The following is a 17,231-nucleotide window of genomic DNA, read 5'->3' as shown; positions in this document are numbered from 1 at the left end:
TTTAGTATGTTAAGCATTAAAAATTTACAGGTTAGTGTAGAAGATAAAAAAATTCTACGTGGTCTTAACCTCGAAGTAAAACCGGGTGAAGTACATGCTATTATGGGGCCTAACGGCTCAGGTAAAAGTACGCTTTCTGCAACGCTAGCGGGCCGCGAAGAGTACAAAATTATCTGTGGATCTATGATTTTCAAGGGTAAAAACTTAATGGAACTCACCCCTGAAGAACGAGCGGGTGAAGGCATTTTTATAGCGTTCCAGTATCCCGTAGAAATTCCAGGTGTGAGCAACCAGTTCTTTCTACAGATGTCAGTAAATGCGGTACGTAAATATCGTGGGCAGGAGGAAATGGATCGTTTCGGTTTCCTGGATTTTATCAAAGATAAAATCCATTTACTTAAAATGCCGCAGGATCTACTTACCCGTTCTGTAAACGTCGGCTTCTCCGGTGGAGAGAAGAAACGCAATGATATTTTGCAAATGATAGCGCTGGAGCCGGAACTTTGTATCCTTGATGAAACAGACTCCGGACTTGATATCGATGCGCTTAAAATCGTAGCAAAAGGTGTTAACAGCCTACGCGACGGAAATCGTGCCTTTGTTATAGTCACTCACTACCAGCGTATTTTAGACTATATCGAGCCAGACTGCGTGCACGTTTTATACAAAGGTAGTATCGTAGAATCTGGCGAATTTACTCTGGTGAAACAGCTAGAGGAACAAGGCTATGGCTGGCTTACCGATGAAGAGTAATAATCCCCTGCAGCAGTGGTATCATCTTTTTAAATCGCACAGTAAAATGCGTTCACAACATGCTCACCAGCACTGGAAGCAGGTAATACGTGTCGGATTACCGACACGTAAGGATGAGAATTGGAAATATACAGCGCTTGACGATTTGTTAACACATCAGTTTGTATTCCCGCCAAAGAAAATGCTGAGTCAGGCACAGGTCGATGTACTGGCACTACCAATAGATGCAATCCGTTTAGTATTTGTCAACGGTCAGTATCAATCGTCATTAAGCGCGACTGATACTGACCTTTTTGTTGTTCGTCATAGTCGAGACTTTGATAAGTATTCTCTACCAGGTGCAATTCAGCCTGAATTTTTTCTGCACCTAACTGAAAGTCTAGCGGATGAGGTAACTGCGATTCGACTATCACATGGTAAATTAGCGTCTCGGCCCCTCTATTTACTGCATGTAACTACCGGCCAATCCAAAGCGCTCAATAATGTGCATTATCGCCACCATTTTGAGATAGAAAAGGGTGCACAAGCGCATGTGATTGAGCACTACGTGACGCTGAATGGAAAGCCACATTTCACCGGAGCGCGCTTTGGCTTCGTTGTTGGTAGTAACGCCCAGCTGAAGCATATTAAGTTAGCTTTCGAAGAAAGCAGCGGCTATCACTTTGCCCATAACGACATTATTGTGGGAAGCAATGCGAGTGTGAACAGTACAAGTTTCCTACTTGGCTCAGGGCTTTTGCGTCATAATACCAGTGTGCAGCTCAACGGAGAAAATACTTATTTGTTTCTGAATAGCTTAGTATTGCCGATGAATGCAGAAGTAGCTGATACCCGCAGTTACCTAGAACACAACAAGGGGTACTGTTTGAGCCGGCAGCTGCATAAAACTATTACGCGTGATAAAGGTCGCGCAGTGTTTAATGGCCACATTAAAGTAGCGGAGCACGCGCTAAAAACCGACGCGCAGATGATGAATAATAACCTATTGTTAGGATACCTGGGGGAAGTAGATACCAAACCGTTGCTGGAAATTTACTCCGACGATGTGAAGTGTAGTCACGGTGCTACGGTTAGCTGCATTGACAAGGAGCAGATATTCTACTTACGTTCTCGCGGTATTACAGAAGAAGATGCACAGCACATGATCATCCATGCATTCGCAGCTGATCTTAATGAAGCACTGGATGATGAGGTACTGCGGCAGGCAGTATTACAACGTATCTCGGCGTGTTGCCCTAGAGATGCTTTATGATGAACTTTAATCTTAACCGTATCAGGGCTGACTTCCCGATACTAAAACGTAACGTCAATGGTCATCCTTTGGCTTACCTTGATAGTGCCGCTAGTTCTCAGCGTCCGCTAGCAGTGATTAACGCTGAAAATCATTTTTACCAATATAGTTATGCATCCGTGCATCGCGGTATTCATAGCATGAGCGTACAGGCTACGAATGATTTAGAAAATGTCCGCTTGCAGGCGGCACGTTTTCTTAATGCATCTTCTTCTGAAGAGATCGTATTTGTTAAAAGCACGACAGAAGGTATTAACTTAGTGGCAAATAGTTGGGGTGGAAGTCAACTAAAAGCTGGTGATAACCTGATCATTACCGAAATGGAACATCACGCCAATATTGTGCCATGGCAAATGTTAGTACAGCGAATTGGCGCGGAACTTCGCGTGCTGCCACTGAACGATAATGGAGAGTTAGCCATCGCTAAGTTAGATCGGTTAATCGACAACCGTACGCGTCTTTTCGCGGTAACGCATGTTTCTAACGTGCTTGGTACTGTTAATCCAGTTCAGGCACTGGTGGCACAGGCGAAAGCCGCTGGGTTAGTGACGTTAGTAGATGGTGCTCAGGCAGTAATGCATAGCAGAGTTGACGTACGTGAGATTGACTGTGATTTCTATGTTTTTTCTAGCCACAAGATTTATGGGCCTAATAGCGTGGGTATTCTTTACGGGCGCAAAGTGCTACTTGATGATATGCCGCCATGGGAAGGCGGAGGTTCTATGATCGAACATGTCATGTTGCCAAACGGTACTACTTGGAATAAATCCCCCTGGCGTTTTGAAGCTGGTACCCCCAATACCGGTGGGATCATTGGTTTTGGCGCAGCACTAAGATACGTGGAAGAAATTAGTTTTGATGTGATTCAGCAGTATGAGCAAGTGCTAATGAATTACGCGCTTGAGAAGCTCTCTTCAGTGCCGGATATAACAATTTATGGTCCCCAGGATCGTGTAGGCGTAATTTCGTTTAACTTAGGTAAGTACCATGCTTACGATGTAGGTAGTTTCCTTGATCAATACGGTATAGCCATTCGTACTGGTCATCACTGTGCTATGCCATTAATGCATCATTACGCTGTGCCGGCAATGTGCCGTGCTTCCTTTGCTTTTTATAATAGCAAAGAAGAAATTGATCGTTTAGCGGCAGGGTTGACTCGTATTCATTGTCTACTGGGTGGTTAGGTGGTTAAATAGACAACTGGAGTAAAAGTATGGGAAATTTACCAGAGAAAGAAAAATTGGTATGCAACTTTAACCGTTGCGCTAATTGGGAAGAAAAATATCTTTATATCATAGAGTTAGGGGAAATGCTTTCAGTATCATCTAAAAATATACGTCAGACAGAAAACATTATTTTTGGTTGCCAAAGTGATGTATGGATTAAAATGACGTTGCAAAACGATGGTACTATCTTTTTTGAAGGTGATAGTGATGCAGCAATAGTCAAAGGTTTAATTGCCATAGTTTTTATTCTCTATCATAATCTTACGGCAGCGCAGATTGTCGAGCTAGATGTACACTACTGGTTCGATATGCTTTCACTAACCCAACATTTAACGCCTTCTCGATCACATGGTCTTGAAGCAATGATTCACTCAATTCGCCATAACGTTCAAAGTCTCTTTTAAATAAAACTAAAAGATATAATCATTCCTGAAAAATTATAATAAGCGCTAGTCATGATATGCCTATGTTTTATGCAAGATCCATCCTCTTTTATAATATTTTTTTGGATGAAAATAATTCATTACTTTTCTTTATTAAAAATAAAAGATGTTCTTTCTTATTCTCAGAAGGATCATGCTACTTACTTTAATTCCTACGACATACGCTATAAAACTAAAGTGATCTTAGGTTGCTATAATGAATTGACGTAATTAGTATAAAACTGTCGCTGATTGCAGCATCCACATTAGCTCTGGTCTTGTATTAGTTTTTACAGGAGGGGGTACTAAAGAGAAAATGTTATTGCCTAGCACGGTAGATATAAAAGAACTACAGTAACTGTTGATAAATTTCAGCTCCCTAACAGAGCGTGATTAAGGATGGGCATCTAAGCATGCCAAATTAGTGAGATATATAAGAACATAGGTCCAGGAGAGAAATTCAAACTAGAATGGCGCCATATAATGAATGGGACGCCATTCTGGTTTAAGAGAGCTTATTTATGGTAAGAATGAGCTTGATTGTCTAAACGTTGGTTAGCACGAGCCGCATCGCCTTTAGCAGTTTGTACATTAGAACTCATTGATTTCATGTCGTTTCCCAGTTGGTCAACTTTTTTATACAAAGTTTGAACTTCTGAAGACAGTTGTTGAGTTTTAATATCACTTGAGCAACCAAGCAAGAGAGTTGAACTTAAGAGTACCACACTTAGTGCCATTTTAGTATGATTCATTATTTATATCCTCTAAATTGAATTAATTTACATGTAGCATTATTAAGTATTACACAAATAGTTTTAAATAGATACTTAATCGGTTCAACTTTAATGTTGATAATTTTGAATAGTTAATTTTTCGTTAAAAACAACTACTCATTTTAATTAGCAGTAGATTAAAAAACTTTTTATAATCAAACCACATGAACAAAGATTGTATTGATATTATCGAGTATTAATAATGCACTAAAAACTTTTACTAAAAAATTTTATTTCTTTGTATAGGTATTTTTACTTATTTAGCGATGATGATATTCATCATCAGATGTTTTTTTAAAACTTTTACTTAAAACGAGATACAGTTTTATAAGTGGTGGTCATCAGAATATTTTCTTCAAAAGAAGCGAATATTTGTGTGCATATTCATCGTATAAACTACTTTATTTGTCATCTCAAGAATCAGCATAGTTCATGGTTGACAAGTCGCTATTTCATCCTTAGAGCAAAGATTTTTAATCATTGAGTTACGAGCATCTTAGTCACAGTGTGTGCTACTTTTACGTAAACTATCAGTCAATATCTTTTTTTAAATGTTATCTAGTATATAGAAGTTCTGTACTCAAGGCATCATGTGCAAACATAATACTGTTTGACAAATCGAAAATTTCGTGAAAGTTATTCAGACCTTCTTAGTTTTTTTATTTTGGATATACTACTTGATGCTTTAAAATTGAAAGTAAATTTTTTTATTAAAAAATAAAAATAAATAACACAACCTAAGTGTGCAAGAAACTTTTTACATTGTTAAGTCTAAATACTAAAAATACAGTATTTTATAAAATTGTAACTAATGTACAGTCTGTGTTGAAGCTTTCCAAGTTGGAAAGGGTGTTGAATTTTAATATCGTATTATAATTAAATTGATTTAAAACTATGTGGAATAGTGACATACATACTAACAAGTAGCAGTATGCTTCAAAAAAGATAGTGAAAGTTTGGTGCGTTCTAATGGATTTGAACCATTGACCCCCACCATGTCAAGGTGGTGCTCTAACCAACTGAGCTAAGAACGCAAAAATTGTTAAGGTTATAGCCCTGATGAATACTAACCACAGGCTGTAATATTAGCAAGCAGATAGAACTTTTTTTTGATTGCCTAAAAATTATATATACTATGTATAGAAGTCATAGACTTTTTTAGTCTATGACTCCTAAAAACGAGCGCAGCGCGCTAATATAACTTGTATAGGGAGCTGTTGAAGGTGACGGATACGCCACAGAATCATGATTGCCGCCGCAGTAAGACCAATGATAAAACCGCACCAGAATCCAGCTGGACCACGGTGTGGTACGATCCAATCCGTCATTGCGAGGGCATAGCCAATTGGAAGCCCTAATAGCCAATATGCAATCAAAGTGATAAAGAAGATTGAGCGTGTATCTTTATAACCACGCAGAATACCGCTGCCTATTACCTGAATTGAGTCTGAGAATTGGTAGAATGCTGCTAGCAGCATTAATTGTGCTGCTAGCGTTACTACTTCTGAGTTGTCATTATACAGTAGTGCAATTTGGTAACGAAAAATTACAGTAAATAGCGCAGTGATAGCTGCCATACAGATACCAACGCCTTGTGCAGTCCAAGCTGCTACACGTGCTTGCTCCGCTGATCCCTGTCCGAGACGAAACCCAACACGAATAGTCGTTGCAACTCCTAATGACAGTGGTAGTACGAAAATCAGTGAACTAAAATTCAGTGCGATCTGATGCCCCGCGACATCCACAATGCCAGATGGCGATACTATCAGTGCGACTACAGCAAATAGAGTCACTTCAAAAAAAAGTGCTAATGCTACCGGTAACCCTAGCGATATAAGTTGCTGCAGTATTACACGTGATGGAGCTGACCAGCGTTTAGTAATGCGGATTGTGCACATATTATCCATATGATGCATCCAAACCCGCATTACTATAAACATTACCCAGTAGACTAAACTGGTCGCCATTCCGCAACCTACGCTGCCAAGCGCAGGCATACCACAATGGCCGTAGACGAATATCCAGTTTAACAAAATATTGAATAGTAGGCCGATAAAGCCTATTACCATCCCTGGTTTAGTATTCGCTAACCCTTCCCACTGATTACGTATTACTTGAAAAAAAAGATAGCCAGGAGTTCCCCAAAGCAAAGCTTTAAGATAATTTTCTGCATTCAGGGCGAGTTTTTCATCAATATTGTGCATAATGTGAATAAGGTATCCTGAATTCCATAACACCACCATAATGAAAATAGAGACTAAAAACGCTAGCCAGTAAGCTTGTCTAACCTGTTCAACAATGCATTCGTAGCGCCCTGAGCCGTTGAGTTGCGCAACGGTAGGCGTTAATGCAAGTAAAAGACCATGGCCAAACAAAATTGCCGGAAGCCAAATAGAAGTACCGATTGCGACAGCTGCCATATCGGTGGTACTGACTCCACCGGCCATAATAGTATCTACAAATCCCATTGCAGTTTGTGCTACCTGAGAAAGAATCACTGGAATTGCAAGGGCAAGTAATTGACGCGCTTCTATTAAATAATTCTGCACGTTTACACCTATGTAATTAAATTATAAAACCATGTAGTAAAATATGAGACTAGTGTAACCGGCTTAACGAGATTCACCAAATTTTGTCATACTGTGCTTTATATTTTTCTTGTAAAGTTAACGTGATAATAGTAATAATTTTACGCGTTACTCTGTGATATAAGCTATGAATAATTTCAGAGAGACTTACACTATGTTTACTGGCATTGTACAGGGCATGGCAAAGATTGTGTCCGTTGAAGAAAAAGAGTCATTTCGTACCTATGTTGTAGAGTTTCCAGAAATGTTACTGTCTGGTCTGGCATTGGGAGCGTCGGTCGCCCATAATGGCTGTTGTTTAACAGTCACTACTATTGAGGGTAATTATGTTGGTTTCGATTTAATTCAAGAAACCTTGCGTGTTACTAATTTAGGTGATCTCCATAAGGGAGATTTAGTGAATGTTGAACGTGCAGCAAAATTTAGTGATGAGATCGGTGGCCATTTAATGTCTGGTCATATTGTGACTACTGCAGAAATTTGCAAAATTATCCAGCTAGAGAATAACCGTGAAGTCTGGTTTAAAATTCACGATCAGTCGCAGATGAAATATATTTTACATAAGGGTTTTATCGGTATTGATGGGATAAGTCTGACCGTGGGGGATGTAAAAAAAAGCAAATTTTGTGTTTATTTAATTCCAGAGACTTTAGAGCGAACTACTCTCGGTCCCAAAGAATTAGGACAACGCGTTAATATTGAAATTGATGCATATGTACAAGCCATCTTCGAATGTACGTTAGCACAGCGTAGAGTCTCTGCAATATCTCCTGCACTTTACGACAATGAAAAAGCACTTTAGAAAGAGTTCTAAAGTGTCTTCATTTATTTTATGATTTAGCGTACAACGAGTACGCCGCCTTTTACACCTCGGCTAAATACTACCTGCCATAGATGAATATTACGAGCACGAAATGCACCAGCGCAAGAATTAAGATAATAACTAAACATGAGTTTAAAGCGTTCGTCATATTTCTTTGACAATTGTGGCCATGCTTTAGTAAAACGGGCATACCAAGCCATCAGTGTAGTATCATAATCGGCTCCAAAATTATGCCAGTCTTCAAGAATAAAATATGATTCACTGGCATTCGCAATATGTCGGACTGACGGCAGACAACCGTTGGGGAATATGTATTTATCGATCCAAGGGTCGATATTCATATTAGTGCGGAGTGCTCCGATAGTATGTAGCAGAAAAAGACCATCAGATTTTAAATTACGACGCACTATATCAAAATAAGTTGCATAGTTTTTGGGACCAACGTGCTCGAACATGCCGACTGAAACAATACGGTCAAACTGCTGGTGGAGATCTCTATAATCCTGTAACACAATGGTGATATCAAGTCCTTTGCAAAGTTGCTGCGCTAGCTTTTGTTGCTTTGACGAGACTGTTACACCATACACAATAGCGCCGTAGTTACGTGCAGCGTAGGCGGCTAGACCGCCCCATCCGCAGCCGATATCTAGTAGCTTCATGTTAGGTTCAAGCTGTAGTTTACGACAAATCATATCGAGTTTTGCTTCCTGAGCCTGTTCTAGTGTGTCAGCTTTTATCCAGTAAGCACATGAGTACTGCATATAGGGATCGAGCATTAGTGAGAATACATCATTACCAATATCGTAATGTTCTTTACCTACTATCCACGAGCGTTTCTTTGACTGCAAGTTGGTAAGACGCGCCGCTGCTGCACGCAGTGTATCTTTGAAGTAATGCGGCAATTGTTCGTTTAGTTTGTGCTTTAGTACACGATGAAAAAATATATCTAACCGTTCGCATTCCCACCATCCATCCATATAAGCTTCGCCAAGGCCAAGTGAGCCTACCTGGATTACACGTTTAAAAAAATCAGGATGTTTAATTTTTATATCCCATGGACGACTGCCGTTAATTTCAATATCTGCTTTTTCTAGCATCTTGTGAATAATGCGATAATAATAATTATTATCCTGTCTTACTTCTTCTGTAGATAATGAATTCATAGCTTCCTCATCACCCGCCTTCTTTAAACCTGAGGAAAAGCATAGTCAATTTCTTTAAAATTATGAGAAAAGTCACGACTTGCTATCTGTACATGACATCTAAATTTTTCTAAAAAATTGACTCTGTACATAGAGGTCTGATAGTATATGAAGTTATCGTGCGGATAACGTAAATACAACCTAATTTGGGTAATAAAAAGTTTATTTACAGAGTCTAATAAATGCCAAAATTCATGCATCACTGAATTCATCTATAGTTCATGGAATGAAAAGAGGGGATGCTCACAGATTTAAACCCGTCGTTTCTATCATTCGACAATGCGCTTGTTTGAATAGCCTTCAGGCTATTCAGGTTGTTTATTTTTAATAATTATATTCGTACTTTAGTCGTCTAAAAGATTGCAGAAAATAATCTTGTTAAATGTTCCTCCTCTTTTTTATGTGGTAAAAGGTATCTTAGAAAGGATGTTCTAATTTATTTTTCTATTAATCTGTTCCATAGTTGTAATTAACTTAAGTAATAAGTATCCGTAAGCATGATGATAGAATCATCATTCTTATCAGTTAATAACAACTTATATTTTTATTTTATTTATAAAAATTTTTATTTATGAAATAAAGTAAAAAAATAATAATTTCACTGGGCTAATGAAAAATTATCGTTTCAGCAATAGGATTGCGACCTCTACGATAAATAAACTTATATTAAGGAAGGCACATTATGAATACTGTAGTAGAAAAAATTCAGCGCCAAATCGCAGAAAATCCAATCTTGCTATACATGAAAGGATCCCCTCAGCAGCCAAGTTGCGGTTTTTCTGCGCAAGTGGTACAGGTGTTGTCTGCCTGTAGTGAGAGTTTTACTTACGTAGATATTCTGCAGAACCCAGATATTCGCGCAGAGTTGCCGAAGTATGCCAATTGGCCAACATTTCCGCAGTTATGGGTTGACGGTGAATTGATTGGCGGCTGTGATATCATCGTTGATATGTTCAAGAACGGCGAATTGCAGTTGTTAATTACCCAGACTGCGAAAAAAAAAACACAAATGTAGAATAAAACAGAAGTTTCTTTTAATGGCTTAACCCGACGTAGTCTCGTCGCCTGTGTCCACGATCGGCAGCGGCCACCCTCCTAGTCTTTTCCATCTATTTACTAATTCACAGAAAAGCGTTGCCGTCTGTTCGGTATCGTAGAGTGCTGAATGCGCCTGCGTGCTGTCAAAACTCATACCAACTGCTTTACAGGCTTTTGCGAGCACTGTTTGCCCCAGCACTAATCCGCTCAGCGCCGCTGTATCAAAGGTAGCGAATAGATGAAAAGGATTACGCTTCAGTCCAACACGTCCAGCGGCCGCCATCATAAAATTCAAATCAAAAGTCGCGTTATGTGCTACCATAATAGCGCGATTGCAACATTGATCTTTAATGCCTTTACGAGTCATTTTGAAAATAGCATGCAGTGCTTCATACTCGCTGACCGCGCCGCGTAGCGGATCACTAGGATCAATACCGGTAAATGCTAGCGCCTCAGGATGAAGGAGTGCACCTTCAAAAGGCTCAACGTGGAAATGCAGCGTCTGATCACGGTGCAGCCAGCCTTCCTTATCCATTTTCAACGTGGTGGCAGCAATCTCTAGCAGAGCATCGGTCTGCGCGTTAAAGCCTGCGGTCTCAATATCAATCACCACAGGATAAAAACCTCGGAAACGTTGGTTTAGTGCGTTTAGGGAGTTAATTTCAGACATTAGCATCTCGTAGCAAGAAGTAAGCAACGCGTATTATGGCAAAAAAAAGAGGAGGATGCAGCAGAACGGAAGACCTCAGCCTACCACCTTTATTATCTAGGCTGTGTCTGGTATACTTGTTTTCAATCAGTGATTTGTATGCGAATTTTTAACCAAGATGATAATAGTGGTTTCTCTCCATCTTTAACTTGGAAGACTTACTTCCACATTACAAGTAATGATACAATGCAGCAACATCTCCTACGTCTCCACAATACAGTGTCTTTGCTTTTTTCTGTGTAGCTCACACACGAAGCCAGAATTGATTTTTGTTTTGTATTTCCTATGTAACATAGTATGTCAATACATCATTATGGTGTAAATTGAACGCACAAATACCCTTATATTGCATTCTAATCTTCACCACCACTCATACGTTACATAGAACGATACTAAATGGCAAAGCTATAACAGCTAGGTACTGAACACAAATTAGTTATTCAGTTCACTCGCAAGAAATATAGAAATATTTAGCTATTTGTCACCATTTTGTATAGTTTGTAACTTGTCTTATAAATTTGCGGAATAGTGTAAAATTTTTCTGGATAGTTAATAACCCAATGATAAAAACATGAAAGAGGTTCACTCCATTGAACAGATTTTTCGAAGATTCATACGCACCCAGCATGCGTTAGTTCATGGATGTCTTAAGCATTCTCATTGGATGAGGATGGGAGTTATACTTTACACAGAGTTCATCCGCTACCACAGACATAGTCGCAGATTTATATGACAAAGGCAATGGTTACAATAGATCAGTGTGTAAAAAAGATTGCTTAAGCATTCTGCTTGAATGCCAAATAGTATCGCACAAAATTTCTTAAACTGAAACAATGATCAGCAGAGCTTATGTCGAATATACTTGGAAATATGACCTTCACTATACGTGATGATATTCTTTACATAATCAGTCATCATTTAACCCACTAAACTAATAATTTTAATTATCAGTCTAGAAACAATATTCTCTAATGTCATTATTATGCTTCCTGAGAATAAAGCACCAATGCCACCATTTCGTTTTTTTAGAGGTTAGTTTAGCGTGGAGAAACAGTTAGCTGGGTACCATTAAGCGCCAACGCCACACGCTGGCCGACGGAATAGCGGTTCGCCGCTTGTTGCTGCACTACCATAATAGTAGTACCGTCATCTTTGCGGATTTCCAGCTCAACGCCTTTAGTTTTATTGATAGCGCCCTGAACACCCTGGCCCGCTAGACCGCCAGCAATTGCACCCCCTGCAGTAGCAAGGCTACGTCCGGTTCCGCTACCGATAGTGTTACCAAGGAAACCCCCTAGTACAGCACCACCGATAGTACCGATGAGATTATTGTCATCATTGCCATGAATATTTACTGGGCGCACCGATATCAGCGTGCCATAAGAGACACTTTGAATCTGCTTGGCTGCACTAGCACTATAAGCATCACCTGATAAATTACTAGTATTAGCACAACCCACTAAAGTAATGCCAACTACTGTGGCCGCAACGAAACTTTGAATCATTTTCAACTCCTTTTTTTAAAGAAAGCACCACACGAAGTGCGAAATCCTTTAAATAGTATAGGACACAACTTAAATTAAGGTTGAAATAGTGAAGTAATTTATCTCAGTTATAGAAAGTAATCCATTGACAATATTGAAAATATAAGAAGAATAGTTTCAGCATCTAGAATGCTACATAGATATAAATAATCTATTTTCTTTTAAAGAAAATGGTACATCTGTCAGTGTAAAGATTAAATCATTGTTAATGACTGCTAGCTGTACTTTGATAGTTAACGTAATAAAGTGAGTAAACAAAATGAGTGATAATCAGTCGCTACAAGCAATTGCTAATCTGCGGCGGGAATACACACGTAGCGGGCTACGGCGTAAGGATCTGCCAAATCATCCACTGGCCCTATTTCAAACTTGGTTACGACAAGCATGTGCAGCTCAGTTACCCGATCCCACAGCCATGACTGTAGCAACAGTGGATGCACATGGTCAGCCTTACCAGCGCATTGTTTTGCTTAAGCACTATGACAATGAAGGCCTGGTATTCTATACCAATTTATGCAGCCGTAAAGCTCAGCAGCTAGTTAATAATGCGCGCATTTCACTGCATTTTCATTGGAATTTTCTAGAACGCCAAGTAATGATATTAGGAGAGGCAGAAAAACTAACGCCGATTGAAGTATTAAAATATTTTTACACCCGCCCGCGCGACAGTCAGATTAGTGCTTGGGTATCACACCAGTCGTGCAGTATTGCGTCTCGCGACGTATTGGAAAGTAAGTTTATTGAATTAAAGAAAAAATTTCAGGAGAAGGTTCCTCTGCCGAGTTTTTGGGGAGGGTACCGAGTTAAATTCTATACCATGGAATTTTGGCAAGGAGGCAAACATCGTCTACATGACCGCTTTATCTACCAAAGAGCCGTCAACTGCTGGACAATAGATCGTTTATCTCCATAAGAATTTGTTTATATTGTCTTTTAGAGTGGTATAGAAGAGTCTGGTACTTTATGTTATGGCACTATTTTCTTTTCCGTAACACAGCATAAAGTTGTATACCAGAACAATTGCAGTCTGATTAATTTGGAGTCAGTGATGACCAGGAGTAACCTGATACAACAATTGCACAAACGTGGTTTAATTACCCAAATAACAGACAAGGAAAGGTTAGAAGAGAAACTAGCACAAGGGCCGATTTCTCTCTATTGTGGTTTTGACCCCACCGCAGATAGCCTACATTTAGGCCATCTGATACCTTTGCTCTGCCTGAAACGTTTTCAGAATTCCGGACACAAACCAATTGTGTTGGTGGGTGGAGCGACGGGACTGATTGGCGATCCTAGCTTTAAAGCAGTAGAACGTAAACTCAATACCAGCAAAACTGTTTCTGAGTGGGTCGAAAAAATTCGTAAGCAAGTGGCACCTTTCCTCGATTTTAACTGTGGCGATAACAGTGCAATCATAGCCAACAACTACGACTGGTTCAGTAGCATGAATGTACTAACTTTCCTACGCGATATTGGAAAACACTTCTCTGTGAATCAGATGATTAACAAAGAAGCAGTTAAACAACGTATTAAACGTGATTCCCAAGGTATATCTTTTACCGAGTTCTCTTATAACTTATTACAAGGATATGATTTTGCAGAACTTAATAGGATTTACGATGTTTCACTGCAAATTGGTGGTTCTGATCAGTGGGGCAATATTGTATCTGGTATTGATTTAACAAGGAGACTTTTAAAAAAACAGGTCTTTGGCTTGACGATGCCTTTAATCACCAAATATGATGGTACTAAATTCGGTAAAACTGAGGGCGGTACCGTATGGCTAGATGCGAAGAAAACCAGCCCATACAATTTTTATCAGTTCTGGATTAACACTTCAGATGCCGATGTCTACCGCTTCCTAAGATTCTTCACCTTTTTGAGTCTTGAAGAGATCAATGCATTAGAAGAAGAGGATAATCATAGTGGTAAAACACCGCGTGCACAGTATATACTTGCTGAGAAAATAACTCGATTAGTGCACGGTGAAGAGGGCCTAACAGCAGCAAAACGTATAACTAAAAGTTTGTTTTCAGATGAGCTAAATGAAATAACTAAAGCAGATTTCGAGCAGCTAGCACGGAGCACCGGTATGCCAGCTATCCAGCTGAGTCCAGAAGATGATCTTCAGCAAGCGCTAGTCAACTCTAAACTAGCGCCGTCGCGCAGTCAGGCACGCACGATGATATGCTCTAATGCAATTATCCTTAATGGCAAAAAACAGTCAAATTCAGAATACCACTTTAGAGACACTGATAAGCTGTTTGGGCGCTATGCGTTGCTACGACGCGGTAAAAAAAATTACTGCCTGATAGTTTGGCTATAAACATTTAATGAAAAGTATTTCATCTCTTAGAGAGAAATATTATTATTATAATTTAATAATGCAAGAACACATTTATTAGATTTACAGAAAATTTTTATGGATTTTAAGTTCTAACTACGGATCCCTCTCTATTTGAATATGGTTTAGAGGTGATTAGGGATCAGTATTGGTAATAAACAACGGTGGGGATACTAATCTGCTGTAACACAATAAAGAGTATTATTAGCGCCTTTATCTTTTTAAAGATATGAAATCCAGAATTAATGTCCCTTAATGTGTCTAATAAATATTATATGTTATTTATTTTAGATGATGATAATTTTGAGAAATTTGACATATGCAAAAATAAAGAAATTTAAAGTATTTTTACGAAAAATATTGTAACAACTCCATCACTGTAACGTGCAATGTCCTATAAGCTACAATATATATATAAGAAAATGATCTATCATTTCAAATAAATTTTGGGAAATTATATTCCTGTTAACTAGATTTCAATAAAAATATATAAACTTTACTGAAATATTTGGCGCTGTTAATCACTTAAAAACAACAAGAGTATAAAACTTATTCATTTTTTCGTTTTATCTAGGTACTCGCATAGATCTTGAATGAGGCAGGTACCACAGCGCGGCTTACGAGCTAAGCAGGTATAACGACCATGGAGGACTAGCCAGTGATGACAGTTAACCTTGAATGCCTGCGGTACTACCTTTAGCAGTGTCTCTTCGACTGCTTCTACGTTTTTGCCTAGCGCAAAACCAGTGCGGTTACTAACACGGAAAGTATGAGTATCGACGGCAATTGTCGGATAGCCAAAGGCAGTATTTAGTACCACATTGGCAGTCTTACGTCCGACACCGGGCAAGGCCTCTAGCGCGATACGATCTTTCGGTACTGTACCATTGTGCTGTTCTAATAAGATATGGCATGTTTTGATCACATTTTTTGCTTTAATGTTAAATAGTCCGATAGTTTTAATATATTCCTTTATGCCTTCAAAGCCGATTGCTAGCATTGCGGCAGGCGTGTTGGCAACAAGATAGAGCTTTGCCGTAGCCTGATTAACCCTCAAGTCGGTTGCTTGTGCTGACAATAGTACTGCAATTAACAACTCAAATGGAGAAGTAAAATTAAGTTCGGTAGTTGGATAAGGATTCTGCTCCCGAAGCCGACTAAGGATTTTTATACGCTTCGTCTGGTTCATATTGCTTTTTCCACATGTGTATGTATATGCTTTTCTTTACTACCACCGCGTTTACAGTGCCACGACGTGGCGGCATGATTAATTAGGTGTTTCGCGGCTAGCATCATACCTAACCCGATAAAAGCGCCTGGCGGTAGCATCGCTAGAAGCATTGGTGAATCTAAATACATACATTTTATATGTAGCGCTTTGGCCCAGGGGCCAAGCAGCTTATCTACGCCGTTGAATACCTCCCCACTTCCGATTAGCTCACGCATTAAGCCAAGCATGACCATTGCACAGGTCGCTCCCATACCTATGGCAAATCCATCAGTCGCTGAAAGCAAAACATTGTTTTTAGAAGCTACGACTTCGGCACGACCTACCACAACACAGTTAGTGACGATCAGAGGAATAAAGATACCAAGTGAATCATAGAGGATGTAGAAGTAAGCGTTAATGAGCATCTGTACACAACTAACCACCGCAGAAATAATCATTATGTAGATAGGTATTCGAATCTCTGACGGTATCCAACGGCGTACAGCAGAAATCACGCTATTGGTAGTTGTTAACACTAGAGTAGTAGCTAATCCTAGACTCAGTGCGTTAGTTGCCGTCGAGGTAACAGCCAGAAGTGGACAGAGCCCTAATAATTGCACCAGCGCAACATTGTTTTTCCACAAACCGCTAATTAGTAAATTTGTAACCTCACTCATGTGTGTCTCCACATTCTGGCAGTAATGAAAGCTTATCTCTCAGGGTTTCAATTAATAAAGCAGTACGTTTAGTGGCGTTGATCACTGCGCGCGGTGTAATAGTAGCGCCAGTAAATTGGTCAAAGTCACCTCCATCTTTCTTCACTGCAAAGGATTTATCATCGGCACTTTGTATCACCTTACCGTTAAAACTATTAATCCAATTGGAAATACTCAGATCAATTTTATCACCGAGGCCAGGAGTTTCGTGATGTTCAATCACACGTACACCGAGCACCTTGCCATGAAAATCGGCGCCCACTAACATTTGAATGACACCAGCATAACCATCTGGCACAGTGGTCTCAAGTGCGGTAGCAGATATCTGATCTCCTTTTCTTGCTAAATAGAGATGATGTGGTGTAGTATTACCTAAAGCGGGATCAGTAACAAAATAACACTCAAGTTGAGTCTGATTATCATACAGATCCAGATTCATCACCTGATTCAGCAAATGTTTCTGTTTAAGTGCAATATTGCGCGCAATAATTGGCTTAGTGATATCATTAACTACTGCGGTTAAGCCGGTAGTGAAGATAGAAAAGATCGCCAAGGTAACCGCATTTTTATAAATAGTCTCAAGCATCCAATA

Annotated in this window: 16 protein-coding genes and 1 tRNA gene; 8 read left to right on the top strand and 9 right to left on the bottom strand. The window is 39.4% G+C overall.

Going from position 1 to position 17,231, the window contains the following annotated elements:
* Positions 1-6: 6 nt before the first annotated feature.
* Genes sufC through sufE form a run of 4 tightly spaced genes read left to right on the top strand, consistent with a single transcriptional unit; the run spans position 7 to position 3,674 of the window.
* Positions 7-753, top strand: a complete 747-nt coding sequence (gene sufC, locus FD729_RS00155; RefSeq protein WP_159931290.1) for a Fe-S cluster assembly ATPase SufC — start codon at positions 7-9, stop codon at positions 751-753.
* A complete protein-coding gene (sufD, locus tag FD729_RS00150) occupies positions 728-2,005 on the top strand; it encodes a Fe-S cluster assembly protein SufD (protein ID WP_159931289.1) in 1,278 nt (425 codons plus the stop codon). Before sufC ends, sufD begins: the two co-directional genes overlap by 26 nt.
* On the top strand, positions 2,005-3,228 hold the full coding sequence (sufS, locus tag FD729_RS00145) for a cysteine desulfurase SufS (RefSeq protein WP_159931595.1): 1,224 nt from the start codon (positions 2,005-2,007) through the stop codon (positions 3,226-3,228). The genes sufD and sufS overlap by 1 nt, the downstream gene beginning before the upstream one ends.
* Before the next feature lie 29 nt (positions 3,229-3,257).
* Positions 3,258-3,674: a cysteine desulfuration protein SufE gene (sufE, locus tag FD729_RS00140; protein ID WP_159931288.1), complete on the top strand. Its 417-nt coding sequence runs from the start codon at positions 3,258-3,260 to the stop codon at positions 3,672-3,674.
* Between the two features lie 533 nt (positions 3,675-4,207).
* On the opposite strand, the gene FD729_RS00135 is transcribed toward sufE, so the two are convergent.
* The 3 genes from FD729_RS00135 to FD729_RS00125 form a co-directional block, all read right to left on the bottom strand.
* Positions 4,208-4,444 carry a major outer membrane lipoprotein gene (locus FD729_RS00135; protein ID WP_159931287.1) on the bottom strand — a complete coding sequence of 79 codons (237 nt, stop codon included), beginning with the start codon at positions 4,442-4,444 and terminating at the stop codon, positions 4,208-4,210.
* A gap of 978 nt (positions 4,445-5,422) precedes the next feature.
* Positions 5,423-5,499 (bottom strand) — tRNA-Val (locus tag FD729_RS00130).
* 138 nt (positions 5,500-5,637) lie between these two features.
* Entirely contained in the window at positions 5,638-7,014 is a 1,377-nt protein-coding gene (locus FD729_RS00125; RefSeq protein ID WP_159931286.1) for an MATE family efflux transporter, read from the bottom strand.
* A gap of 193 nt (positions 7,015-7,207) precedes the next feature.
* Here FD729_RS00125 and FD729_RS00120 point away from each other — a divergent pair, with 193 nt between their 5' ends.
* Positions 7,208-7,855 (top strand): riboflavin synthase subunit alpha, encoded by a 648-nt coding sequence (locus FD729_RS00120; protein ID WP_159931594.1) that lies wholly within the window; start codon positions 7,208-7,210, stop codon positions 7,853-7,855.
* Positions 7,856-7,890: 35 nt separating this feature from the next.
* On the opposite strand, the gene cfa is transcribed toward FD729_RS00120, so the two are convergent.
* Positions 7,891-9,039 carry a cyclopropane fatty acyl phospholipid synthase gene (gene cfa, locus FD729_RS00115; protein ID WP_159931285.1) on the bottom strand — a complete coding sequence of 383 codons (1,149 nt, stop codon included), beginning with the start codon at positions 9,037-9,039 and terminating at the stop codon, positions 7,891-7,893.
* A 721-nt stretch (positions 9,040-9,760) separates the two neighbouring features.
* Between cfa and FD729_RS00110 the strand changes: the two genes are divergently transcribed.
* The gene (locus FD729_RS00110; protein ID WP_159931284.1) at positions 9,761-10,093 is read left to right on the top strand and encodes a Grx4 family monothiol glutaredoxin; all 333 of its coding nucleotides are present in this window, start codon (positions 9,761-9,763) and stop codon (positions 10,091-10,093) included.
* 27 nt (positions 10,094-10,120) lie between these two features.
* On the opposite strand, the gene rnt is transcribed toward FD729_RS00110, so the two are convergent.
* Together rnt and FD729_RS00100 are read right to left on the bottom strand one after the other, a co-directional pair.
* Positions 10,121-10,786, bottom strand: a complete 666-nt coding sequence (rnt, locus tag FD729_RS00105; protein ID WP_159931283.1) for a ribonuclease T — start codon at positions 10,784-10,786, stop codon at positions 10,121-10,123.
* 1,076 nt (positions 10,787-11,862) lie between these two features.
* Positions 11,863-12,330, bottom strand: coding sequence for a glycine zipper 2TM domain-containing protein (locus FD729_RS00100; RefSeq protein WP_159931282.1), 468 nt, complete (start codon positions 12,328-12,330; stop codon positions 11,863-11,865).
* Positions 12,331-12,628: 298 nt separating this feature from the next.
* On the opposite strand from FD729_RS00100, the gene pdxH reads away from it, so the two are divergent.
* Both pdxH and tyrS read left to right on the top strand, forming a co-directional pair.
* Positions 12,629-13,282: a pyridoxamine 5'-phosphate oxidase gene (gene pdxH / locus FD729_RS00095; RefSeq protein WP_159931281.1), complete on the top strand. Its 654-nt coding sequence runs from the start codon at positions 12,629-12,631 to the stop codon at positions 13,280-13,282.
* A gap of 135 nt (positions 13,283-13,417) precedes the next feature.
* Complete coding sequence (gene tyrS, locus FD729_RS00090) at positions 13,418-14,695, top strand: tyrosine--tRNA ligase (protein WP_159931280.1); 1,278 nt, start codon at positions 13,418-13,420, stop codon at positions 14,693-14,695.
* Between the two features lie 571 nt (positions 14,696-15,266).
* On the opposite strand, the gene nth is transcribed toward tyrS, so the two are convergent.
* Genes nth through rsxG form a run of 3 tightly spaced genes read right to left on the bottom strand, consistent with a single transcriptional unit; the run spans position 15,267 to position 17,225 of the window.
* Positions 15,267-15,902, bottom strand: a complete 636-nt coding sequence (gene nth, locus FD729_RS00085) for an endonuclease III (RefSeq protein ID WP_159931279.1) — start codon at positions 15,900-15,902, stop codon at positions 15,267-15,269.
* The gene (locus FD729_RS00080) at positions 15,899-16,600 is read right to left on the bottom strand and encodes an electron transport complex subunit E (protein WP_159931278.1); all 702 of its coding nucleotides are present in this window, start codon (positions 16,598-16,600) and stop codon (positions 15,899-15,901) included. Before FD729_RS00080 ends, nth begins: the two co-directional genes overlap by 4 nt.
* On the bottom strand, positions 16,593-17,225 hold the full coding sequence (gene rsxG / locus FD729_RS00075) for an electron transport complex subunit RsxG (protein ID WP_159931277.1): 633 nt from the start codon (positions 17,223-17,225) through the stop codon (positions 16,593-16,595). Before rsxG ends, FD729_RS00080 begins: the two co-directional genes overlap by 8 nt.
* Positions 17,226-17,231: the final 6 nt, after the last annotated feature.

This window comes from Pantoea sp. Nvir, from assembly GCF_009829915.1.
GTDB lineage: Bacteria > Pseudomonadota > Gammaproteobacteria > Enterobacterales > Enterobacteriaceae > Pantoea.
The sequence above is the reverse complement of the archived record's forward strand: the minus strand, read 5'-3'. Positions and strand labels throughout refer to the sequence as shown.